The organism is Pantoea eucrina, assembly GCF_020079945.1.
Classification (GTDB): Bacteria; Pseudomonadota; Gammaproteobacteria; order Enterobacterales; family Enterobacteriaceae; genus Pantoea; species Pantoea eucrina.
Window position 1 is genome coordinate 207,504 of record NZ_CP083450.1, and the last position, 22,445, is coordinate 229,948.

26 protein-coding genes and 1 riboswitch are annotated in these 22,445 nt (G+C 56.4%); of the genes, 12 read left to right on the plus strand and 14 right to left on the minus strand.

Annotated features, from left to right (window positions below; translation table 11 throughout):
• Positions 1-122: 122 nt before the first annotated feature.
• The 7 genes from LAC65_RS17490 to LAC65_RS17520 form a co-directional block, all read right to left on the minus strand.
• On the minus strand, positions 123-581 hold the full coding sequence (locus LAC65_RS17490) for a hypothetical protein (RefSeq protein ID WP_040113616.1): 459 nt from the start codon (positions 579-581) through the stop codon (positions 123-125).
• Positions 582-686: 105 nt separating this feature from the next.
• On the minus strand, positions 687-1,655 hold the full coding sequence (locus LAC65_RS17495; protein ID WP_192415493.1) for a HesA/MoeB/ThiF family protein: 969 nt from the start codon (positions 1,653-1,655) through the stop codon (positions 687-689).
• Positions 1,656-1,665: 10 nt separating this feature from the next.
• On the minus strand, positions 1,666-2,424 hold the full coding sequence (locus tag LAC65_RS17500; protein WP_040113620.1) for a thiazole synthase: 759 nt from the start codon (positions 2,422-2,424) through the stop codon (positions 1,666-1,668).
• Between the two features lie 3 nt (positions 2,425-2,427).
• Positions 2,428-2,625 carry a sulfur carrier protein ThiS gene (gene thiS, locus LAC65_RS17505; RefSeq protein WP_040113622.1) on the minus strand — a complete coding sequence of 66 codons (198 nt, stop codon included), beginning with the start codon at positions 2,623-2,625 and terminating at the stop codon, positions 2,428-2,430.
• Positions 2,609-3,553, minus strand: coding sequence for an FAD-dependent oxidoreductase (locus tag LAC65_RS17510; RefSeq protein ID WP_040113624.1), 945 nt, complete (start codon positions 3,551-3,553; stop codon positions 2,609-2,611). Before LAC65_RS17510 ends, thiS begins: the two co-directional genes overlap by 17 nt.
• Positions 3,554-3,675: 122 nt before the next feature.
• Positions 3,676-3,796, minus strand: a riboswitch (TPP riboswitch).
• 428 nt (positions 3,797-4,224) lie between these two features.
• The gene (locus LAC65_RS17515; RefSeq protein ID WP_052246551.1) at positions 4,225-4,656 is read right to left on the minus strand and encodes a type II toxin-antitoxin system VapC family toxin; all 432 of its coding nucleotides are present in this window, start codon (positions 4,654-4,656) and stop codon (positions 4,225-4,227) included.
• Complete coding sequence (locus LAC65_RS17520; RefSeq protein ID WP_040113898.1) at positions 4,649-4,894, minus strand: type II toxin-antitoxin system Phd/YefM family antitoxin; 246 nt, start codon at positions 4,892-4,894, stop codon at positions 4,649-4,651. The genes LAC65_RS17515 and LAC65_RS17520 overlap by 8 nt, the downstream gene beginning before the upstream one ends.
• 548 nt (positions 4,895-5,442) lie before the next feature.
• On the opposite strand from LAC65_RS17520, the gene LAC65_RS17525 reads away from it, so the two are divergent.
• Positions 5,443-5,880, plus strand: a complete 438-nt coding sequence (locus LAC65_RS17525; protein WP_040113628.1) for a 6,7-dimethyl-8-ribityllumazine synthase — start codon at positions 5,443-5,445, stop codon at positions 5,878-5,880.
• 116 nt (positions 5,881-5,996) lie between these two features.
• On the opposite strand, the gene LAC65_RS17530 is transcribed toward LAC65_RS17525, so the two are convergent.
• Both LAC65_RS17530 and LAC65_RS17535 read right to left on the minus strand, forming a co-directional pair.
• Positions 5,997-6,209: a glycine zipper 2TM domain-containing protein gene (locus LAC65_RS17530; protein ID WP_040113630.1), complete on the minus strand. Its 213-nt coding sequence runs from the start codon at positions 6,207-6,209 to the stop codon at positions 5,997-5,999.
• 266 nt (positions 6,210-6,475) lie between these two features.
• Positions 6,476-7,201: a pirin family protein gene (locus tag LAC65_RS17535; RefSeq protein WP_040113632.1), complete on the minus strand. Its 726-nt coding sequence runs from the start codon at positions 7,199-7,201 to the stop codon at positions 6,476-6,478.
• A gap of 120 nt (positions 7,202-7,321) precedes the next feature.
• Between LAC65_RS17535 and LAC65_RS17540 the strand changes: the two genes are divergently transcribed.
• Positions 7,322-8,203 (plus strand): LysR family transcriptional regulator, encoded by an 882-nt coding sequence (locus LAC65_RS17540; protein WP_071668393.1) that lies wholly within the window; start codon positions 7,322-7,324, stop codon positions 8,201-8,203.
• Here LAC65_RS17540 and LAC65_RS17545 read toward each other — a convergent pair.
• Both LAC65_RS17545 and LAC65_RS17550 read right to left on the minus strand, forming a co-directional pair.
• Positions 8,197-9,132, minus strand: a complete 936-nt coding sequence (locus LAC65_RS17545) for an ROK family protein (RefSeq protein WP_040113640.1) — start codon at positions 9,130-9,132, stop codon at positions 8,197-8,199. The genes LAC65_RS17540 and LAC65_RS17545 overlap by 7 nt on opposite strands.
• A 162-nt stretch (positions 9,133-9,294) precedes the next feature.
• Positions 9,295-10,464: an ROK family transcriptional regulator gene (locus LAC65_RS17550; protein WP_040113642.1), complete on the minus strand. Its 1,170-nt coding sequence runs from the start codon at positions 10,462-10,464 to the stop codon at positions 9,295-9,297.
• Between the two features lie 255 nt (positions 10,465-10,719).
• Between LAC65_RS17550 and LAC65_RS17555 the strand changes: the two genes are divergently transcribed.
• The 5 genes from LAC65_RS17555 to LAC65_RS17575 are packed head-to-tail and all read left to right on the plus strand — an operon-like array spanning position 10,720 to position 15,738.
• Entirely contained in the window at positions 10,720-11,955 is a 1,236-nt protein-coding gene (locus tag LAC65_RS17555; RefSeq protein WP_040113644.1) for an extracellular solute-binding protein, read from the plus strand.
• Between the two features lie 9 nt (positions 11,956-11,964).
• Positions 11,965-12,873: a carbohydrate ABC transporter permease gene (locus LAC65_RS17560; RefSeq protein ID WP_040113646.1), complete on the plus strand. Its 909-nt coding sequence runs from the start codon at positions 11,965-11,967 to the stop codon at positions 12,871-12,873.
• Positions 12,863-13,702 (plus strand): carbohydrate ABC transporter permease, encoded by an 840-nt coding sequence (locus tag LAC65_RS17565; protein ID WP_040113648.1) that lies wholly within the window; start codon positions 12,863-12,865, stop codon positions 13,700-13,702. Before LAC65_RS17560 ends, LAC65_RS17565 begins: the two co-directional genes overlap by 11 nt.
• Positions 13,699-14,646, plus strand: a complete 948-nt coding sequence (locus LAC65_RS17570; RefSeq protein WP_040113650.1) for a carbohydrate kinase family protein — start codon at positions 13,699-13,701, stop codon at positions 14,644-14,646. Before LAC65_RS17565 ends, LAC65_RS17570 begins: the two co-directional genes overlap by 4 nt.
• A gap of 3 nt (positions 14,647-14,649) precedes the next feature.
• Positions 14,650-15,738: an ABC transporter ATP-binding protein gene (locus tag LAC65_RS17575; protein ID WP_040113652.1), complete on the plus strand. Its 1,089-nt coding sequence runs from the start codon at positions 14,650-14,652 to the stop codon at positions 15,736-15,738.
• Positions 15,739-15,741: 3 nt separating this feature from the next.
• Here LAC65_RS17575 and LAC65_RS17580 read toward each other — a convergent pair whose 3' ends face one another.
• Entirely contained in the window at positions 15,742-17,151 is a 1,410-nt protein-coding gene (locus LAC65_RS17580) for an MFS transporter (protein WP_052246562.1), read from the minus strand.
• Positions 17,152-17,268: 117 nt separating this feature from the next.
• On the opposite strand from LAC65_RS17580, the gene LAC65_RS17585 reads away from it, so the two are divergent.
• The 3 genes from LAC65_RS17585 to LAC65_RS17595 are packed head-to-tail and all read left to right on the plus strand — an operon-like array spanning position 17,269 to position 18,741.
• The gene (locus LAC65_RS17585) at positions 17,269-18,162 is read left to right on the plus strand and encodes a helix-turn-helix transcriptional regulator (RefSeq protein WP_052246563.1); all 894 of its coding nucleotides are present in this window, start codon (positions 17,269-17,271) and stop codon (positions 18,160-18,162) included.
• 36 nt (positions 18,163-18,198) lie between these two features.
• On the plus strand, positions 18,199-18,372 hold the full coding sequence (locus LAC65_RS17590; protein WP_166714220.1) for a hypothetical protein: 174 nt from the start codon (positions 18,199-18,201) through the stop codon (positions 18,370-18,372).
• A 21-nt stretch (positions 18,373-18,393) separates the two neighbouring features.
• Positions 18,394-18,741 carry a hypothetical protein gene (locus LAC65_RS17595; protein ID WP_040113654.1) on the plus strand — a complete coding sequence of 116 codons (348 nt, stop codon included), beginning with the start codon at positions 18,394-18,396 and terminating at the stop codon, positions 18,739-18,741.
• Positions 18,742-18,782: 41 nt separating this feature from the next.
• On the opposite strand, the gene LAC65_RS17600 is transcribed toward LAC65_RS17595, so the two are convergent.
• A complete protein-coding gene (locus LAC65_RS17600; RefSeq protein ID WP_040113656.1) occupies positions 18,783-19,976 on the minus strand; it encodes a zinc-dependent alcohol dehydrogenase in 1,194 nt (397 codons plus the stop codon).
• 263 nt (positions 19,977-20,239) lie between these two features.
• Here LAC65_RS17600 and LAC65_RS17605 point away from each other — a divergent pair, with 263 nt between their 5' ends.
• The gene (locus tag LAC65_RS17605) at positions 20,240-20,947 is read left to right on the plus strand and encodes a phage antirepressor KilAC domain-containing protein (protein ID WP_040113658.1); all 708 of its coding nucleotides are present in this window, start codon (positions 20,240-20,242) and stop codon (positions 20,945-20,947) included.
• A 38-nt stretch (positions 20,948-20,985) separates the two neighbouring features.
• Here LAC65_RS17605 and LAC65_RS17610 read toward each other — a convergent pair whose 3' ends face one another.
• Positions 20,986-21,204, minus strand: a complete 219-nt coding sequence (locus LAC65_RS17610) for a hypothetical protein (RefSeq protein ID WP_040113660.1) — start codon at positions 21,202-21,204, stop codon at positions 20,986-20,988.
• Between the two features lie 329 nt (positions 21,205-21,533).
• Between LAC65_RS17610 and LAC65_RS17615 the strand changes: the two genes are divergently transcribed.
• A complete protein-coding gene (locus tag LAC65_RS17615; RefSeq protein WP_040113662.1) occupies positions 21,534-22,439 on the plus strand; it encodes a polyprenyl synthetase family protein in 906 nt (301 codons plus the stop codon).
• The last annotated feature ends 6 nt before the right edge of the window (positions 22,440-22,445 follow it).

The following is a 22,445-nucleotide window of genomic DNA, read 5'->3' on the forward strand; positions in this document are numbered from 1 at the left end:
CACACATCGTGCTGTTTATTGTGGTAATCAATGTCATTGATGTTATTCATGCGCTGCTGAGCTGATGTCAGACAGCCAGATGAATATCGCGGGAGGGAGCGGTGCTGCAGCACCGCACTTTCTCAGGAGTTATCGGGAGGCGTACTGCTTTCACTGAACTGCGGACGCTGGCGGGTCACTGAATAAACCACATGTTTCGGCTTAGCCGTATCCGTGGTGATATCAACGCCCGGAATGGTGACTTTGCCAAAACCAAACAGCGTCTGTACATAGCCGCCGATTTCATGCTTGCCTGCCGCCACGCGGATCTCTTTATTCTCACCTTTTTTCAGCATGCCCGCTTCCTGGCCGTCAACGGTAACATACACTGCCGATCCATCATCCGTGCGCGTAACCAGGTGTGAAACGTTGATTACCGTAGGTCCGCTGGCAAAGGGCGTGTCGGTGTTGCTGTTCTCAATCGGTGCGGCAGCACTCACCTCTGCCGGCGCGGTGCTGGCAGTCTCATCAGCGTGATGACGGGCGCAGCCGGTAAGCAGTAAGGCAGCGGTTAAAGAAGCCAGTGTAAAACGTGAAAGCATTGTGACGATCATCCCTTAGCAAAATGAGAAGCGTTTAGTTTAGCGTGGCTTCTCATGTGATAACAGTCACAGGATTCCAGTATTTTCCGAAAAACCTGCCGCCGGCTAACTGCTGCTGGCCGCCAGAATCGCCAGGTCCGTATAGCCCCGCTCCGCCAGCTCGCTGGCCGCCTGTGCGGCGCGTATACCGCTGGCGCAAACCAGCACGATGCGCCGCCCAGTGGGTGGCTGCCAGGCCGCCAGATCTGCCGGCAAAATACGCTCAGCCTGGCTTGCCACGCTGTGGGGCGCTTCATCCCGGCTGCGTAGCTCGACAATACAATCTGCCGGGGTAAGCAGCGAGCAGTCGATAAAGGGCACGCCCGGCACGACAGGCTCCTGCGCTTCATCAAAGCGAAACGCGCGAAAGTGCCAGTTCACAAAATCGCAGTTGACCAGTAATCCCAGCGGAGACGGCTGCAGATCAAGCAGCACCGTAAGCGCCATCTGCGCCTGTATGGCGCCAAGCGCGGCCACAGCCGGCCCCATCACCCCTGCCGTGTTGCAGCTGGCAGCCGTACGCGGCAGCCGGGGAAACAGCGCCCGGTAGCTGGGCGCACCTCCGCAAAATCCGCCCGCATAGCCCTGCCGGCCCAGCACTGAAGCGCTGATAAACGGTGTACCGGTCGCATAGCAGGCGTCTGAAAGCTGCCAGGTCACGGCAAAATTGTCGGCCGCGTCGATGACCAGCGAACAGTCAGCCATAGCCTGCGCGATGTTGCTGGCCGTCAGGGCCTGTGCGCAGGTTTCGATATTGACCTCAGGATTGCGCTGCGTCAGCGCCTGACGCGCGCTGAGCACTTTTGACTGCCCGATATCCTGCTGCGTAAAGAGCGTCTGGCGATGCAGATTATGCAGCGCCACTTCATCGGCATCATAAATACGCAGCGTCCCCACGCCGGCCCCCACCAGCTGCGGCAGAAGCGTCGCGCTCAGACCGCCCGCGCCGGCTACCAGCACGCGCGCCTGCGCCAGCTTACGCTGCCCTGACGCACCAATTTCCGGCAGTACCATCTGTCGCTGATAGCGTTCCATCCTGTTCTCCTCAGCTTAGTGTGGCCAGACCGAATACCGGCGTTGATGCCATCGCCATATCGCGCTTTTCCATCAGCCCTGCCTCACAGGCACTGCGCCCCGCAGCAATGGCCTGGCTGAACGCCGCTGCCATGCGGATGGGATCGCCCGCTTTCGCGACGGCGGTATTAAGCAGAATGCCGTCAAAGCCCAGCTCCATCGCCTGCGCCGCCTGGGAAGGAGCACCGATCCCGGCATCGATAATCAGCGGCGTATCCGGGAACCACGCCCGCATGGCGCGCAATCCGTCAATATTACGCAGGCCCTGCCCTGAGCCAATCGGTGCGCCCCAGGGCATCAGTAGCTCGCAGCCGGCAGCCAGCAGTTTCTCGCCAACAATCAGATCTTCCGTGGTATAGGGAAATACGCTAAATCCTTCAGCACACAGGATGCGTGCGGCTTCCACCAGCGCAAACGGATCGGGCTGCAGCGTATCGGCATGCCCAATCACCTCAAGTTTGATCCAGGCCGTATTGAACAGCTCGCGCGCCATATGCGCCGTGGTTACCGCCTCTTTCACCGTGTGGCAACCTGCGGTATTGGGCAGTACGCGAACGTTAAGGCTGGCCAGCAGGTCGCGAAACGCGGCACCCGCACTGCCCTCCCGCCGCAGGCTTACGGTAATAATTTCACTGCCCGCCGCCGCTATCGCCTGCTGCAGAATGGCCGGTGACGGATACCCTGCTGTACCCAGCAGAAAGCGCGATGTGCCCGTAAAGTCGTAAAACATGCGTTACCCTCCCTGCATCGGTGACAGGACTTCCAGCTGGCAGCCTGCCGCAAGCGGCTGACGGGAGTAAGCGCTTCTGGGCACGAAGTTGCCATTCAGCGCTGTCGCCACGCAGCTGGCATCGATTTGCTGCTCCTGCAGCAGTTCGCTGACTGTCTGCGCCTGGGTTTCAACGATCTGTCCGTTAAGCTGGATTTGCATAAGGGGTCTCCTGAATCAGTTTTTGCATCAGCTGCTCTGCCAGCATCGGCGCCAGCAGAAAGCCGTGGCGATACATGCCGTTAAGATAATAAATACCGTTTTCATAACGAATTTCGGGCAGGTTATCCGGCCAGGCGGGCCGCAGGCCGCTGGCGCTCTCGATAATGCGCGCTTCAGCCAGCGCCGGATGTATCGCCCAGGCGGCGCTCAGCAACTCCATCATGGCGCGCGCGCTGATGGCGCTGTCATCATCGCTCTCGACCATGGTGGCACCCAGCATAAAGCAGCCGTTACGCCGCGGAACCAGATAGCAGGGAAAACGCGGATGCAGCAGACGAAGCGGTCGTGAAAAGTGCAGATCCCGACTCTGTAAGATAATCATTTCACCGCGCACGGCCCGCAACGAGGGCAGCGCGTCGCGGGCATGAATGCCACGACAATCGATGATCTGGCCGGAAGGCGCGGAGTGATGGAACGTTACACCGTGCGCCTCAAGCTTCTGGCGCAGCTCAGTGAGCGCCAGCCGGGGATCGAGATGTGCTTCGCCCGCAAACAGCAGCCCCCGTGCGAAGCGATCCTCCAGCGCCGGCTCTACCTCTGCCGGATTGACCCACTGATGCGCGTGAGTCAGGCGCGCAAAACGGTTCAGCTCCTGACTGTCGCGTGGCGGAGCCAGCACCAGCGTGCCCTGATGCTCAACGCAGCTTACGCGCTGCTGCCACCAGCGAGCGGCATGCTGACCCAGTGAAATAACGTCGGCGGGGGCGCTTTCTGCTTCACACCAGGGTGCCAGCATGCCACCGGCATACCAGGATGCGGGCGGACGCTGCGCGTCATCGATCACTTCAACAGATTCACCGCGCTCCGCCAGCAGGGTTGCCACGCATAGCCCGCTGACGCCTGCGCCTAACACGCTCCAGCGGCTCATTGTCGGTTTTCCGGATAAAAAAGAAGGGTCACATCGGCCTCTCAGTGTTGACTGAGACCCGCGGATACAGGAAGGGAGATAAGGAGGTGCAGCCGTTTGCTGCAGCATTCCGGACGGCACCGGTCTGGCGCCCTCAGTCTTCCTACGCCAGTATCAACTGGGTCAGGTTCAAAGGGTCGCTGAACCGCGCGGTTGCGCTATCAGCCTCTCAGTCTCTGTGGCGAGACTCCCCCGACATCTTTAGTTTTATTCAAGCCGCATCACGCCGTCAAGGAGAGCCTTTTAAGGCTCTCTTCAGGAGCTTACATTTTGCGCTGCAAAAAACGATTATTTACGGCTTCTCCTTACTTATAAACAATAACTTAGAAGCCGTTTTGAACGCGGTTTTCTGGCTTATCGGCGTCTGAGACCAGAAATCAGATCACATTAAATTAATATATTTTCTACGGAAAACAGCGAATGTAATGCCACGTTTACGTCTGGGATCATGAAAGACTCAAAGCCTTAATTCGTCGCGGCGAGGGCTTTGGCTGCTTCCTGTGGGTCGGTAATGCTGCGGTAATAAACTTTGCCGAAGGTGCGATCGGGCACGCCGCCCAGCTCGATCCCGGTCATTGTTTCATGCATGAATTTAGCCCATAAAAAACCCGCTCGGGACGGGTGTGTTTTTATCAGAAAGTTTTCATCGGAATGTAATCTGAACAATATCGAATAATTTTTTCATCATCTGTGATTAAGGTCAGCGCCTCCATGTTCGCCTGAGCAACGATCAGCCGGTCAAACGGATCGCCATGCATATCACGAGGCAAACGTTTAAGACTTACGGTGTGATGTGATGAAATGGGAAGTTCGTTATAACCGTTTGCGAGCAAGCCGCGCAAAATCTCCTCTGGATCAACCGTAAAATGAGGTTTACCTAACGCGAATTTTATGGCGATTTCATGAATAGATGCGGCGGAAAAATATAGCTCGTTTAAGGGATCAACAATCAGATCGAAACAGGCTTGCGGAAGACGCTTAGAGTCTGCGCAAGCCCAGATAAGATAGTGAGTATCAAGTAGATAGCGATTAAAGATGTTCCGCGTTCTTACAGGACTAGTCATTGCCACCTTCAAACATCGACTGGATTTCATCTGACATGAAATCGTTGAAATTATCAGGAATGGCATACTTTTTATGATCTAAAAAGCCAACACGGTTTAACAGAGGCGCTGATTTATAAGGAACTATCATGGCTATCGGATCGCCGTGGTTAGCAATGATGAAACTTTCACCGCTACTCGCTGAACTCAAAATCTGAGAGTAACGAGCTTTCGATTCGGCTACATTCAGGACTTTCATATTAACCTCATTAATTGCGGTCATGAGGTCATATTATCACCTACCTGATAAAAGTGGTCAAGTGGCCATATTTTATATAAGCAACTGATATTGATACTATTATTTGATAACCGATGTTTATTCTATGAAATGGACGAATATTCGGGATCGGAAAATTTGCATCGAACAAAGTTAAACAGGGATGAAAATCGTCATTGATATGGCCAACATGCTAATGGGTGCAAAACGTTCAGTCCTGGATGTTCTTGATCAGCTTTGAGAGCTCAGCAACGACTCAGGTCGCGTGGTCCCGGCGTTGAGCTTAAATCAGATCATGGTTGCCTTTACCCGCGCACGCGAGAAGACCGAGCTCAAATGGAAAGTTTCAGCGCCAACTTTTCACAAGATTCGCTAGCGTGATTTCGGCCCGAAGATGACATGAAAAACCTGCATCGCAACGGAGTGGATCGCGCTCTCAGCCTATGTTATACACACTCATGTTAATGAAAATGATGAGATTTTACGGATAATTATCCGCCTACTCTACTTTGGCAAATGACGGAAGACTTATGGAACAGATTAGAATCGCCTTTATCAAGGCTGGCTGGCATAAAGATATTGTGAACAATGCGCTGGCAGGATTTGTCAGTGAATTCAATGAGCAGGGCGCAGACAGCGTGCTGAAAACCTATGATGTGCCCGGTGCTTTTGAGATGCCGCTGCTGGCAAAGCGCCTGGCCGAAACCGGTCGTTTTGATGCCATTGTCTGTGCCGCGCTGGTCGTGGATGGCGGGATTTACCGTCACGATTTTGTTGCGCAGGCAGTGGTTGACGGCCTGATGAGCGTGCAGCTCAGTACCAACGTACCGGTGTTTTCTGTTTCACTGACGCCACATAATTTTCAGCCGGTCAATGAACTGGAATCATTTTATACCGAGCATTTTATTAAGAAAGGAAAAGAAGCTGCACGAGCCGTGCTGGCTATCCATCAGCTTAATATTGATTAAGGCTGATAAAGCATTACGTTTGTTCCGCCTGTTTAATAATGGCGTGCAATGCAGAAATAAGCTTATTTACAGGACGCGCAATAATACCATTATGCGCGTCCTGTCATATTTACTGTTTAACGACTTGCTTCATGGCCAATCAATCCGCCAATAGCCGCCCCGCCCAGCGTACCGAAGGTACTGCCGCCGGTCAGCACAGCACCGCCCAGGGCGCCGACACCAGCACCAATTGCGGTATTTTTACCACGATGAGACATGCCGCTGCATGCGGTAACAGACAAAGCCAGCACCAGTACGGCGGCAATATTAAAGCTGCGTTTTAAAGTCATCAAAATCCTCATTACCATTTAATAATGGAATGCAATCAGGTTAATGTTGTTAGTTATTTGATCGCCCTTTGCCAGCAGGCGGCATGGGTCTCAGGATGCGAATTTAAAGTGCTGCAGAAATTTAAGAAAGGTAAAAATTCTTATTTTAGTCTGGCCCTGTCCGGGTTCCGAATTAAGCGCTGATAAAACAGCCAATGGTGAAGAAATAATGGAGAATAGTTATGAATAAAGGGTAGCGCGCCGCAGCACGCTACCCTTTTTGGCTATTAACGCTGAGGATGATTCACTTCAAGCGGACGCAGATCAAACACCAGCACCTCGGCATCATTACCATTCGCAAAAGTCAGCGCCGTTTCATTACGCACCCGCGCGCCGTCGCCCGCGCTGAAGCGCACGCCGTTAACCTCAATACTGCCGCGCGCAACATGAATATAGGCGTAGCGATCGGCTGCCAGCGTCAGCGTCTGCTGCTCATTATCGTTGAACAGGCCGGCATAAATACGCATATCCTGTCGCACCTGCAGCGAACCGGACTCGCCCTGCGGCGAGACAATCAGGCGCAGTTTGCCGCGCTTATCCTGTTCCGCCACGGAAACCTGCTGATAGCCTGGCGCGGTATTGCGCTCTGCCGGCACAATCCAGATCTGCAGAAAATGCACGTTGTCGCTTTTCGAGTGATTAAACTCGCTGTGCGTCACGCCGCTGCCAGCGCTCATCAGCTGCACATCACCCGGCACGATAACAGAACCGGTACCCATTGAGTCTTTGTGCTCCAGAGCACCTTCCAGCACATAGGAGATGATCTCCATATTATTGTGCGGATGGGCACCAAAGCCGCGACCGGGTGCAACCTGGTCGTCGTTAATCACCAGCAGATCAGAGAAGCCCACCTGCTGTGGATCGCGGTAGCCTGCAAAGGAAAAGGTGTGGCGTGAATACAGCCAGCCGTGATCGCCGGTGCCGCGCTGATTTGAAAGGCGTTGTTCAATCATGATCTGCTCCTGAATAAGTAAGGGAAACGATTTTGCTTCCTGATGTGATTCAGTATACGTAAACTGATTTGCTCAACAATGTGCTGACATGACAATCACTGTCACGAATTAGTGGACACTATGCAGATAGACGATCTTCGTATTTACGTTGCTGTTATCCATGCGGGCAACTTCAGTGCAGCCGCTGAACAGCTGATGCTTTCAAAGCAGTATGTCAGCCGCCGCATGGCGGCGCTGGAAGCGGCGCTGGGCACCCGCCTGCTCAACCGGAATACCCGCAAGCTTTCGGTGACAGAAAATGGTCTGCTGTTTGCGCATCACGCACAGCGCATACTGGATGATGTACAGGAAGCGGAACTGGCAGTATCCGGTCGTCATCAGGCTCTGCAGGGTAACTTCCGTCTGAGCGTGCCGATGTCGTTTGGCATTACGCATCTCTCCCCCTACATTGCTGAATTCCTCACGCTGCATCCCGGCCTGCAGTTTCAGGTTGAGCTGGCCGATCGCCATGTCGATATGGTGGGAGAAGGATTTGATATGGCTATTCGCATCGGCACCCTGCCCGACTCCAGCCTGATCGCACGCAGGCTGGGCGAATTCCGGCGGCTGATCTGCGGCAGCCCTGCCTATCTTCAGGGCGCCGGAGCGCCGGAGACGCCTGCGGAACTGTCGCTGCACCGCTGCCTGCGCTACGGCCGGGAAAGTCAGCAGGGCTGGGAGCTGTTCAGGGACGGGCAGCGCAGCGTCGTGGCAGTTCAGGGGCCGATGGTCAGTAATAATGGTGAAATGCTGCGCGATGCGGCGATTGCCGGGCTGGGGCTGATCCTGCTGCCGGAATTTATCGTGGCGCCGGCGCTGGCCAGCGGTGAATTAATACGCGTGCTGGATGCGTGGCAGCCCGCCTCGCTGCACCTTAATGCGCTCTACCCGCAGCATCGCCAGCGCAGCGAGATCCACCGGCAGTTTATTGCGTTTTTACAGCAAAAACTGGCGGCTCAGTGAGCCAGCGCCAGCAGCGCTGCACCCAGCATGCCACCCTGATGAGCATGGCGGCCGGGGATCACCAGCGGCTGCGGCGTACGGCGCAGCACCCGCTGCTGCACCGCCTCGTTAAGGGCAGCTATCAGCGGAACAACGGAGGCCAGCCCGCCGCCGACGGCGACGCAGCTCGCTCCGGTGATGTTAACGGTGTAGGCCAGCGGCTCACTCACCAGCTGGAGCCACGCCTCCAGCGTCTGCTGCGCCTGGTTTTCGTCTGCCTGCCAGCGTGAAACGATCGCTTTGCTGCTGAGCGTTTCATCATGCAGCACGCGGTGCAGGGTTTCCAGACCGCGCGCTCCGCCATAAGTATCAAGACAGCCGCTCTGACCGCACGGGCACGGCTGACGCGGTATGGCAACCGTTTTGCCTGCGATATCAACTTCGCGTAGCGTGATCGGGCCATGTCCCCACTCACCGGTTAAGCCATTCTGACCGGTGATCAGCCGGCCATCTGCAACCAGTCCGCCGCCCACGCCTGAACCGAGGATAGCGCCCAGCACCACTTTATGCCCCTGTCCAGCCCCGGCCAGCGCCTCCGCAACGGCAAAACAGTCGGCATCGTTATGGACCGTGACCGGACGCTGCAGGTATGCGCCAAGCTCCTGCGCCATATGACGTCCGTGAAAGGCAGGTATGTTACTGGCAAACATCTCGCCGCTCAGTGGCGCTACAATTCCGGCGGTGGAAACCGCGACCGGGGAGTGCGCGCTGAAATGTGCCTGATGTCTGGCGATCGTATCGCTGACGGTAGCGCAAAACGCTTCCCAGGAGCGGGCGGGCATCGGCTGCTGATCGAGCAGCTGGATCTGCTCAGCCTGCGTCATCACGCCAAGTTTAATAAATGAACCGCCAAGATCGAGGCAGATTACCGGTAAGGCAGGAATAGTCATTGCAGAGTCCGCTGGGTCAGCAAAAAGTTGCTGGCAATGTAAATAAAATAACGCCGGCAGGAAACGGGCCGCACAGGTTTTTTCGCATCGGCGCAATAAACGGCTAAAAGGTATGCAGACGCCGCGCAGGATTACCGGCGCCAGCCTGGCGCATCATCATGCTCATTTCATTAATACCTGAAACTGCGGATTAAACTCATCAAACAGCGGCAGCGCTGCCGCACCCAGCGCGGCGGTATCACTGCCGCTCATTCCGGTCCGTATGCGCGTGGCGGTCAGGTAGCGCCCGCGCACAGACTGGTAAAGCGGCGGCAGGCGCGCAACGATTTTCTCCAGCAGGGCAGCGGGGATCATACCGCCAATGATCACGCTCTCCGCGTCAAAGATGCACTCCAGCATATTGATGGCCTGGCGCAGCGGCGTCAGCGCAGTGGCGATCCACGCGTCAAACAGCTCTGCCGGCACCGCCAGCAAATCGTCCGGCAGCGCGGTCATGGGATCAAGCCCGCAGAATTCATAGGCTGCCTGCAGCGAGACATAGCGTTCCAGGCACCCCTGATTGCCGCAGTAGCAGTCGCGCCCGCCGGGATCCACCACCATATGGCCAACTTCACCGGCGTTATGTGCATCACCGCTGCAGACGTGACCATCAACAATGATACCTGCACCCAGCCCGGTACCAATGTAGAGATAGATAAACGAATTAAGATGGCGCGCCACGCCGTGAAAGCGCTCGCCAATTGCCGCTACCGTGGCATCATTTTCCAGCGTCACCGGCAGCTGACTGAGTGCCGCCAGCTCTCCTGCAATATCGACATCTTCCCAGCCGTGCAGCGTGGTCGGCCCCAGTGAAGAGAGTCCCTCAACGCCAAAGGGCCCGGGCATCACAACGCCGATACCCAGCACTTTGCGCCAGCGCGCACCCAGCTGCGACTTAATCTCATCCAGCACCGAGACGATGCGCGCCAGCGTGGCAGCAGGCTCCGGTTTTTGCACCATAATGAGACGGCGAAAATGAATTTCGCCGGTTAAATCCACCAGCACCATCAGCAGCGTCTGGTGATCAAGATGAATACCGATTGAAAACGCACTGGCCGGATTCAGCGTGACGGGAATAGCGGGCTGTCCGCGTCCCTGACGTCGCGGTCCATGGCTTATCAGCAGTTCAGCCTGTTCAAGTTCAGCGACAATATTGGATACCGTTTGCGCGGTCAGGGCCGTGAGCCGCGCCAGCTCAGCCCGTGTCAGTTCACCGTGCAGGCGAATGGCCTCAATGATCACGCGCCGGTTATGCGCCCGCGCGTGTTCAAGGTTAGTCCCTGATGTTCTCATCGTACTGTTTCCTTTTCACGCCTGGCCGCTCTGCCACCGCAACAATATCTATGATCGCTGGCACATTTTACAACCTGTTTACCTGACAGCGGCGGGAAAACGTGCAAAGTAGAAGCAGGACCCGCAGCAGATCGTTTCTGGCACATCGCTTGCTTACCTTTCTGTGGCATGGCAACTGACGCACACTTTTGCGCACGTTATTAAATCAATCAAATTGATTTAATTAATCTCTCACAGCTTTCAGGCGGACATATCATGAAAAAATCGGTTCACGGTTGTTTGGCACTGTTTCTGCTCGCCAGCGCTGCCAGCGCGACGGCGGCCACCTCACTCAATGCGCTGTTTATGACTCAGGCAGCCTATAGTGAGAGCGATATTCGCGCCATGACGCAGGCGTTTGAAAAAGCGAATCCGGACGTTAAGGTCAACCTTGAATTTGTGCCGTATGAAGCGCTGCACGACAAGATTGTCGCGGCACGGGGTGCGGGCGGAAATGGCTACGACGTGGTGCTTTTTGATGCGATCTGGCCGGCGGAATTCACAAAATTTAACCTGCTGCAGGATATCAGCAGCCGTATCAGTGCCGAAGATAAGGCGCAGATTTTCCCCGGTGCGCTTAAAACCGTGGTGTTCAACGGTAAAACGCTCGGTATGCCGTGGATTCTGGACACCAAATATCTGTACTACAACAAAGCGATGCTGGAGAAAGCGGGCATCCGCGACCTGCCGCAAACCTGGCAGCAGGTAATGGATGACGCGCGCATTATTAAAGAGAAAAAGATCGTGAATTATCCGCTGGTGTGGAGCTGGTCTCAGGCGGAAGCGCTGGTATGCGACTACACCACGCTGGTCTCCGGCTTTGGCGGGCAGTTCTATCAGAACGGCAAGCTTAGCTTCTCCAGCCCCGCTTCACTGCAGGCGGTAAAACTGATGAAAAGCTCGCTTGATGACGGACTGACTAACCCCGCCTCACGTGAGTATCTGGAAGAAGATGTGCGCAAAGCGTTCTCCAATGGCGACGCCGCGTTCGCGCTGAACTGGACCTATATGTACAACATGGCCAACGATGCAAAACAGAGCAAAGTTGCAGGTCAGGTTGGCATTATGCCTGCACCCGGCGATGCGCCAGGCAAAGCGGGCGCGGTCAACGGCTCAATGGGGCTCGGTATCGCCAGCGGCAGCACCCATGCCGATCAGGCGTGGCAGTATATCCGGTACATGACCTCTCAGCCGGTGCAGAACAACTATGCCCGTCTGAGCCTGCCTATCTGGAAAAGCTCTTATCAGGATGCGGCGGTGATGAAAGATCAGGAGAGCCTGATTAAGGCAGCGGACACGTCGCTGAGCGTAATGCTGTCACGTCCTGAAACCGCAGACTATTCGCGTCTCTCCAGCACGCTGCAGCAGCAGCTGCAGCAGGTGCTGACCGGCGGCGCGACCCCGGAAGCCGCCATGCAGGCGGTCGATAAAAGTGCCGCGCGGCTGCGCTAAGGAGCGGGCATGCTGAGTTTGCGTCAACGTGAGCGACGGCAGGCATGGGTGCTACTGGCCCCCATGCTGCTGGTCATGCTGCTGCTTACCGCCTGGCCGCTGATGCGGACCATCTGGCTGAGTTTTACCGACGCAGCCCTGATAGGCAGCGGCGATGCGCCCGGCTGGATCGGCGTGGAGAACTACCTGTACGCCTTAAGCGATCCCGACTTCCGGCTTTCGCTGTGGCGCACGCTCTATTTTACGCTGGTGTCGGTTGCTTTCGAGGGCGTCATTGGCGTGCTGGTGGCGCTGCTGCTTAATCAGCGGTTTACCGGCCGCAACGTGCTGCGCGTGCTGGTGATCCTGCCGTGGGCGCTGCCGACAATCGTTAACGCGATGATGTGGCGGCTTAATTTTAATCCGGACTACGGCAGCGTCAACGCGCTGCTGACACAGCTCGGTATCCTGGATGGCTATCGCAGCTGGCTGGGTTCACCCGACTCAGCGCTTAACGCCGTGATGTTTGCTGATGTGTGGAAGAACTATCCGCTGGTTACGCTGCTGGTGCTGGCTGCGCTGCAGTCGATTCCGGACGATCTTTTTGAGGCGGCGCGCCTGGACGGTGCCTCAGCCTGGCGACGGTTTCGCGCCATTACCTTTCCGGCCATCGTCGGAGCGCTAAGCGTGGCGCTGGTACTGCGCACCATTGATGCGTTCAAAATATTCGACATCATCTATGTCATGACCCGGGGCGGGCCGGTAGATAGCACCAAAACGCTCAGTTTCTACGTCTATCAGGAGTCCTTCAGCTATCTGCGCGCCGGCAGCGGAGCGGCCTATGCCATCCTGATGACGCTGCTGTGTGCCGTACTGATTGCGCTCTATATGCTGCTGCTGTGGCGGCAGCGTCGCCGGGGGAGTGCCCATGAAACGTAAGATGATATCTGTGGCTAAATATGTGGCGGCAGCCGCCGTGGCGCTGTCGGTTCTGGCCCCGATGGGCTGGCTGTTTCTGATGAGCGTCAGCGCCACCAGCGACCTGACGCGCGTGCCGCTGGAGTGGATACCGCGCCAGTGGGATTTCAGCCGCTACGGCCGGCTTTTGTCGCTGGCGCCGGGTGAACCGGGAACCCTGTTTCTGCATGCGCTGGGTAATAGTCTGCTGGTGGCGACGGGAGGAACGCTGGTCTGTCTGCTGCTGGCGATCCCGGCCGCTTTCAGCTTTTCGCGCTATCCCGGACGCGACGGCTGGCTGTTTGCGTCACTGGCCATCTATATGGTGCCGCCGGTGGCCTTTGTACTGCCGCTCTACTTTCTGCTGCAGCAGCTGGATCTGCTGAACACCCGCCCGGGTCTGATTATCGTTTACTGTTCGCTGATCCTGCCGTTTCTGACCTGGATGCTCAAAAACCAGTTTGACACTCTGCCGCGTGATATTGAACAGGCTGCGCGGCTTGATGGCCTGCGGGTGTGGCAGGTGCTGCTGCGCATCACGCTGCCGCTGGCAAAACCGGTTCTGGGCGCCGCAGCGCTGTTTGGCTGGCTGCTGGCGTGGGATGAATTTTTCTATGCCCTGCTGTTCACCAGCAATATTACGGCGCAAACGCTGCCGGTGACCATTGCCGGCTTTACTGCCGGACGCGCAACCGATGACGGCCTGATTGCTGCGGTTGGCATTCTGGCTTCGGTTCCCCCTCTGTTAATTGCTGTCTGGCTGCAGAAAACGCTGGTGAGCGGTCTGGCCAGCGGCGGGAGTAAAGGATGACAATTGACTGTAACGCAACGCTCTACGTCGCTGGCAACGTTAACGCCGATTTGATCATGGGTACGCTGGATAGCTGGCCACAGCGCGGCACTGAAGTCATGCTCCCTCAGAGTGAACTGCGTCCGGGCGGCTCGGCGGGTAACTGTGCGCTGGCACTGGAAGCGATGCAGGTTCGCCATCGCGCTGTCGCTAATCAGGGGAATGATGGCCTCAGCGCCTGGCTGGCGGGCTACTTCCCAAACAGTGCGGCGCACTGGAGACGCTACGCCTGCGAAACGTCTGTCACCGTTGGCATTACGCACAGCGATCACGAGCGCTCGTTTCTGAGCAATTTTGGTCACGTGGCGCAACTCAGCGCGGATGACGTACTGGATCAAATTCCGCTGCGTGCTGCACCGGGAGATATTGTTCTGCTGTGCGGCACCTTTCTCTGCCTGGCACTCAGTTCGCACTATGCCGCACTGCTGGAAGAACTGCAGCGGCGCGGCTTTATAACCGCCGTTGACACCGGCTGGCCTCCGCAGGGCTGGAATACGGCGGTGCGGCAGCAGGTTGCACAGTGGCTGCCGTACTGCGACTGGCTGTTACTGAATGAAGCAGAGACGCTGGGCCTCGGCGCGGCGGCAACGCTGCCGGAGAGCGCACGGCAGCTGGCGGGAGCCCTGAGCGGACGTGGCGGCTGCGTGGTGAAGCGCGGTAGTGCAGGTGCCGCCTGCTGGCAGGGTGCGCATTGGCTGGAACAGCCTGCCACTCCCGTCACCGTCGTGGATACCATAGGAGCCGGTGACAGTTTCAACGCCGGCTTTCTCACCGCGCTGTTACATCAGCAGCCGCTGAGCCGCGCGCTGCAGTGGGGCATTGCCGTGGCATCACAGGCGATCAGCACGCAGCCACGCCGCTATCCCGGCTGGCAACAGCTGCCATTTTCTGCAGAGGAGAGGTAATTTATGGCCAGTATTGAGCTCGTCAGCGTCGCCAGACGCTACGGCAAACAGACGGTATTGCATCCGCTCAGTCTCAGCATTCCCGATGGCAGTTTTACCGTACTGGTTGGCCCGTCCGGCTGCGGTAAGTCCACGCTGCTGAGGCTGCTGGCCGGGCTGGATAGTTTGTCAGAGGGAACCATTCTGATGAACGATATACCGATTGGCGATCGCGATCCGGCCGACCGCGACATGGCGATGGTGTTCCAGAGCTACGCGCTCTATCCGCACCTTACCGTGGCTGAAAACCTCGCCTTTCATATGCAGGTTAAAAAGGTGGGCCGCGCGGAGCAGCAGAGTAAGATTGCGCGCGTTGCCGCTATTCTGGGTATCGATAAATTGCTGCAGCGCTACCCGCGCGCCCTCTCCGGCGGCCAGCGTCAGCGCGTGGCGATGGGCCGGGCGATGGTGCGAAATCCTCAGGTTTTCCTGTTTGATGAACCGCTCTCTAATCTTGATGCTCAGCTGCGCATGGAGCTGCGGGCTGAAATCAAAGCACTGCACCAGCGTTTTAAAACCACCATGATTTATGTCACACACGATCAGGTTGAGGCGATGACGCTGGCCGATCAGATTGTAGTAATGCGCGAAGGTCAAATCGTTCAGCAGGGCGCCCCGCTCAGCATTTACGATCGTCCTGCGGATCTGTTTGTCGCCCGCTTTATCGGCTCGCCTCCGATGAATCTGCTGCCGGCGCACCTGGTAACGCGTGATGGCGTGCCGGGCATTGAATGTGAAGATCTCTGGCAGCCGCTTCCTCCGCGCTGGCAGCACGCGGCACAGGAAGGGGCTGCGCTGATGATTGGCATCCGCCCCCACGATTTGATACCGGCGATGCAGGACAGTCTGGCGCAGGTCGCCGTTACGGAGATCACCGGAGAATCCACGCTGCTGCATCTGACGTGGCACGGGCATACGCTGCATATGCAGGTACCTGGCCGTCACGCAGCCGGCAGCGGCGATCCGCTGACGATTGCGCTGCGCATGGAAAAAATCCACCTGTTCGATGCGCAGAGTGGCCAGCGTCTGCCGGAAGCGCCGCCGTTACCGTGAACGTTATCCTTCTGCGGGTGTGGTTGCCACGTTGTCATGCTGCATTAAGGCGATCGCCACCAGTACCAGCATGGAGAGCAGTTCAGTCCCCAGCGTACCGCTGATAGCACTCAGCCAGGATCCGGTCTGGCTGAAATGGCTGAATACGCCGCCCAGCAGCATCGGCCCCAGCCCCATCGCCGACTGCTGCACGGTCGACAACATGGCGCTGCCAGCGCCCGCCTGATGATGCGGAATATCGCGCATGCCAATACGGTAGAAGGTACTGACGATAAAAGACTGACCAAATCCAATGAGTGCCGTGGCTGGCGCCAGCGCAAGAATACCCGCCTGCGGCCACCGGAGCTGCAGGGTTGCCATCAGAGCCAGCAGGCCGGTGATCTGAATAGCACAGCCAGCCAGCAGCATTGTGCGCGTACCAAAGCGCGTGACCAGTGCGGTCGACCGCATGGCACCGATAAAATAGGCTACCCCCAGCGCTATGAAAGCGTTACCGGAGTCAAAGGCGCTGAAGCCAAGCCCGGACTGCAGCGTCAGAGCCATGACAAACATAAACCCGCTCCAGCAGGAGAAAAAGATAACGGCAAGCGTAAGGCTGAAACGCACGCCGGGTAAACGCAGCAGTGACGGGGGCAGCAGCGGTGAATGGCCTGACGCTTCAGCACGCACAGAGACCCGCCGCAGCTGCAGCAAAAACAGCGGCGCCAGCAGCAGTAACAGCACGCATGGCCAGCGCCAGTTCAGCACCGGCCCCAGCGCCAGGCTCAGCAACAGTGCGCCTGTGGCTCCGCCCAGCAGCAGCGCACCGCTGATATCAACCGGTACGCGGGTCGCATTGCGGGTTTCCGGAATAAAGCGGCGCGCAGCCACCAGTACGCCCAGACAGATCGGCAGGTTGATCAGAAACACGCTGCGCCAGCCATACCCACCCGGATCGGCTTTGATAAGAAAGCCGCCCAGCACCTGACCAATCACGAACGCCAGCCCGCCCATTCCGCCATAGAGACCAATCGCCCGCGCATGCTCCCTGCCCTGCAGCGTAATATGCAGCGTTGCCAGGATCTGCGGCACGATAAGTGCCGCACCCACTCCCTGCAGCGCGCGGGCAAACATCAGCATCCCGGCCCCGCTTGCCATACCGCACAGCAGCGAAGCCAGGGCAAAGATCCCGACACCGCTGATAAAAACCCGGCGCCGGCCATAGTTATCTCCGAGCCGCCCTCCCATCGCGAGGCAAACGGCAAAAGTAATACCATAGACAGCAACAATCAGCGCCAGCTGGGTGGGCGTTGCCTGCAGGCTATGCGCCATTGCATCCAGCGCCACGTTAACGATTGAAAAGTCGATCATAGGCAGTAAGAGTCCGGCCAGCAGTACCATCAGACCCGCCTGACGAAGTTGCGGAGTGTGCATCAGTTTCACCTTGTTTTCGTGTTCATTGCGGCATAGCATCTGCTGAAAAATAACCGGGTACCAGTTTTTGATTATCATGGTATTAAAACCACCCGTCTGGCCGGAGAAATGACGCTGATGTCGATTCAACCCGCTGTAAAATATGCTGAAAAAGAGGTTCATACGAATCGCAAACTGCTGGGCGCCTTTTTGCGTTCCCGACGGGAAAACCTCGATCCTGTCAGGCTGGGTCTGCCGCGTATGCGCCAGCGGCGCACGCCGGGCCTGCGCCGCGAAGAGGTCGCCCAGCTGGCTGATGTCGGCGTCACCTGGTACACCTGGCTGGAACAGGGTCGCGATATTAAAGCGTCGCTGAAAACGCTGACGGCGATCGCATCAGCACTGCAGTGTAATGACGTTGAAACGCAACATCTTTTCTCGCTCGCCGGTCATAAACTGCCCGCCCTTCAGGTTGCCGCCTGCTGCAAACTCGCTGAGCATAATCAGCAGATGCTGGATGCTATCCAGCTGCCGGCCATTATTGAGACACCGCGTTTTGACATCATTGGCTATAACGCTGCGTGGTGTGCGCTGATGGGTATAGATCTGGCAAGCGTAGAGGCTGAGGATCGCAACTGTATCTGGCTGGCGTTTAATCATCCCGGCTGGCGCGGCATGATACGCGACTGGGATGAAGTCATGCCGCAGATGGTGGCCATGTTTCGCGGCCAGATGGGAGAACACCTTGGCGATCCGCACTGGGAAAGCTTTCTCACCCGGCTGATTAACAGTTCTGATGAATTTGCACAGACCTGGCAGCGTTACGAGCTGGGAAAAGTGGAGAATCGGATCAAGCGTTTCTGGCGGGCGGAAACCGGGGAATTTACGCTGCGTCAGAATAACTGGTGGTCCGCTTCACGCAATGGCGACCGCCTGCTGGTTTACGTCCCGGCAGATGAAACAAGCGCAGCGGCACTGGAAAAACTCATTGCCGGATATCAGGCGCTGCGCTCCACAAATGCGTTAATCTGACTATGCTTACTTCATGATAAATAATCAGGAGAGAGCATGAAATTTCTTTATTTCGTTGCGCTTATTGCGGCGGCGGGTTATTTGCTGGCATTTCTGCCTAAATTGCGTACCCGGCGTGAACCCGTTGCTTACTGGGGCTGCTGGGCCTGGCTGGGCCTGAACGCGGTTTACTGGTCGGTATATGCTGTACGCAACTATTTCCCGCACTGAAATATTATTCAGGAGTAATGTATGTCTGAAATTAATCGCGATCGGATGCCCTATCTGCTTTATTTTGCCCGCCAGCGTCTGCTGTTAGAAAATATCGATGCCAAAGTAGTTGATATTGGCAGCGCAGAAATCGTGGGTAATCATTTTCGCTGGAAACTGGATGGTAAAAACGCTCAGGGTGAAACCGCAAAAGAGGTGGATGAGCTGCTGGAAGAGGTTGAACGGCATCTGAGTTTTCTGTTTGTTGATGGTCAGTTCACCAGCCTGCCTGATGTCAGTGAAGATTACGGCGACAGGCTGGATAACATGCCGTTTGTTGAAGTGTCGCTTTCTGAACTCAGCGACCGTGACGAAGGCAGCGTACGCTGAATTTCTGTTATGCAGGCTGCCACGCGGCAGCCTCCATAGCGTCAGGCTTCAGCAGTAGCCGATTTCATTCCCGGCACCAGAATGATTTTGCGGCAATCCTCTTTGCGTTTATCAAAGATCTCATACCCCTCTGCCGCCGCATCCAGCGGCATATGATGCGTAACAATCTCTTCCGGCGTTAATAATCCCTGTTCAATCAGCGACAGCAGCCGTGGCAGATAGGCGTGCACGTGCGTTTGTCCCATTTTGAAGGTCAGCCCTTTATCGAACGCATCGCCAAACATGAAGCCATGGATAAAACCGGCATAGACGCCCGGCACGCTGACCACCCCACCACGACGCACGGCCGCAATACACTGACGCAGCGCTTTGCCGCTGCTGCCTTCAAGTTTCAGATTGCTGAGGACGGTTTCGGTCAGGCTGCCTTTGGCTTCAAAGCCCACTGCATCAATCACCGCATCCACGCCGCGGTTCCCTTTGGTATGGTCAATAATCCAGGCTGCGGGATCGTCAATCTCGTCAAAATTTATCGGCGTAACGCCATAGCGCTGACGGGCAAACTCCAGACGATAGGCGTTATGATCAATCATAAAGATATCTTCGGCACCCATCAGCCTTGCACAGGCGGCGCTAAGCAGACCTACCGGGCCGGCACCAAAGATCGCGACGCTTGAGCCTTTATCCAGCCCGGCATTCTGCACCGCCTGCCAGGCGGTCGGGAGGATATCGGACAGAAACAGCACTTTGTCATCCGGCAGCGCCAGCGGCACTTTAAACGGGCCGGTATTCGCTTTCGGCACGCGAACATATTCTGCCTGTCCACCGGGTATTCCGCCATAAAGATGACTAAACCCAAACAGGGCGGCGGGTGGCGTGATATTTTTTTTATTGAGTATCGCACCGCGACCCGGATTAGTGGTTTCACAGGCGGCATACTGATGCAGATGGCAGAAGAAGCAGTCGCCGCAGGCGACCACAAACGGCACCACCACGCGGTCGCCAATCGCTACATTGGTTACGGCACTGCCAGCTTCCACCACTTCACCCATAAATTCATGACCAAATATATCGCCATGTTCAGTTTTTGGGATCTTACCGCGATATAAATGCAAATCAGAACCGCAGATAGCGGTTGCAGTGACACGCAGAATAATATCATCCGCTTCCTGCAATACCGGATCGGGAACCGTTTCAACGCGTACTTTGTGCGGGCCATGATAGGTTAACGCTTTCATTCTTAACTCCTCATTAATAAGCGCAGCAGGTGCCTGACATTATTTAAGGCGAATTGCCTGAGCCTGGCATCAATTGCTGATTAGGCAAGCGCATCGGCAGTTCTGCCCGCGTGGTGCAACCGGGTTGCAGTGGTGTCGGAACGTGGCGCACAGCAGCAGAAAAACTACCGAATTGGTTAAAAAAACACTGGATATAACTACAGTAAATTGTATACTTATCCAGCAGTCTTGATGACTGAATGACGTTTTAAGAGGTGATACGAATGATGATCTCAACGGAAATTCTTGCTGCTCAAACCGTGTCTCTGCTGATGAGCAGCCGTGACCTTGCCAGACTGACTGGCATCACGCACGGCGAAGTGAAGCGCCTGATTAAAAGCCTGGAAACCGCACAGCGCCTTTCCCAGCCTGTTACGGTCAGTCTTTACGAGCATGAAGGTGAGAGCCGTCAGGAGTTTCTGCTCAATAAACGCGACTCGTTACTCGCCGTAGCCCGACTTTCGCCCGGCTTTACTGCCGATCTGCTCGATCGCTGGCAGGAGAAAGAAAAGATCGCTCAGCTGCCGGACTTCACGGATCCGGCCGAAGCAGCCCGTGCCTGGGCGGAGCAATTTGAACAGCGGCGGCGCGCAGAGCAGCAGCTGGCACTCTCTGCACCAAAAGCGGAGTTTTTTGACCGTTTCACTGAGGTCAATGAAGCGCTTGGATTTCGTCAGCTCTGTAAAATGCTGAAGGTCAAAGAGACTGACTTCCGGCAGTTCCTGCTTGAACGCAATATTATGTACCGGGAGAAAAATACGCTGGCGCCACAGAAACACCATGTGCAGGCGGGCTATTTCTCTTTCCGCACCGGTACGGGTGAAAATCAGCACGCGTTCTCACAGGCCCGCTTTACCGCGAAAGGCGTGAAATGGGTTGCAAGCCTGTGGGCGGGTCACCTGGCCTCTCATCCTGCAGGCGTCGCCGCCTGATACAGCAGAGCCGATGAACAGACATCGGCTCTGCCTGCTTACTTGTGCTGATGCCGCTGACGCTGTAGCTGATGGCGAAACTGCCTGACCTCCTGCGGTGACCAGCACCGGCTGGAGAGCGGCAGCTCTTCATCAATTGCAGAGGGGAGCGGCACCTTCTCCAGCGTGCCGCGATTACAGATAGCGCGAATCAACACGGCGGGAGAGACGCCCAGGTAGCGCGCCATATCCGATAAACGCATTAGTGATTTGCTCATTGCTGCCTCCGGTTATTTCCTGACTACAGGTATCTTCCTGCAATGCTGATGGCTGAAATTTGATCGCGATCGGCAAGTTCGTTTTTTCAGGTCAAAAAATAACCTCTCCTGCCTCTCTTCCCTGCTCTGTGCGCTGCTGTTTCTGAGGATGCTGACAGCAATGTATTCCGATCTGCCGGGCCTGATGCCATACCAGCCAGCCGGAACGGTAAATTAATATAAATAATTGGTTTCTGAGACTTAACGAGTCATCACCGCTGGCATTCTTCCCCTGCGCAGTCTACGGTTAATAAAAAAAGCGCCACGTTTATTAACCATGGATAGCCGCTATGACCGCCCATGCCGAAATTGCAGCAAATCAGGAAAACGATCTTCGCCAGCTTTGCCATGCTCTGCAGGAGAATCTTGAGCTGCTACTGCCAGACGGACAGCCCTCCGATCGCGTGCGGGCCGCTATGCGTGCCGGCACGCTGCCGAGCGGTAAGCGCATACGTCCGCTGCTGCTGTTACTGGCGGCGCGTGACATGGGCTACGACCTGACAAAGCGTGGCATTCTCGATCTCGCCTGCGCGGTTGAGATGGTGCATGCGGCCTCGCTGATACTGGATGATATTCCCTGCATGGACGATGCGCTGATGCGACGTGGACATCCCACTGTGCATCGCGAGTTTGGCGAAAACGTGGCCATTCTGGCGGCAGTCGCGCTGCTCAGCCGCGCATATGAAGTCATTGCGCTCGCGCCGGATTTGCCCTCCCAGCACAAAACAGACGCCATTGCTGAACTCTCTGCGGCGGTCGGTTTGCAGGGGCTGGTTCAGGGGCAGTTTCAGGATCTGCATGACGGGGGTCAGAGCCGCAGCCCGGAAGCGATTGCCATCACCAACGAACTTAAAACCAGCGTGCTCTTTCGCGCTGCGCTGCAGATGGCAGCCATTGTGACCGATGCTGCGCCGGTAATGCGTCAGAAACTCAGCTACTTTGCGCAGGATCTGGGCCAGGCTTTTCAGCTACTGGACGATCTCGCTGATGGCTGCAAACACACCGGAAAAGATATTCATCAGGATCAGGGCAAATCGACGCTGGTGCAGATGCTGGGTGCTGACGGTGCGGAGCGCCGTTTGCGTGAGCATCTGCGCAGCGCTGATGAACATCTTGCCTGCGCCTGTCATCGCGGCGTTGCAACCCGTCAATATATGCATGCCCTGTTTAATCAGCAGCTGGCAATGTTCAACTAACGCGGA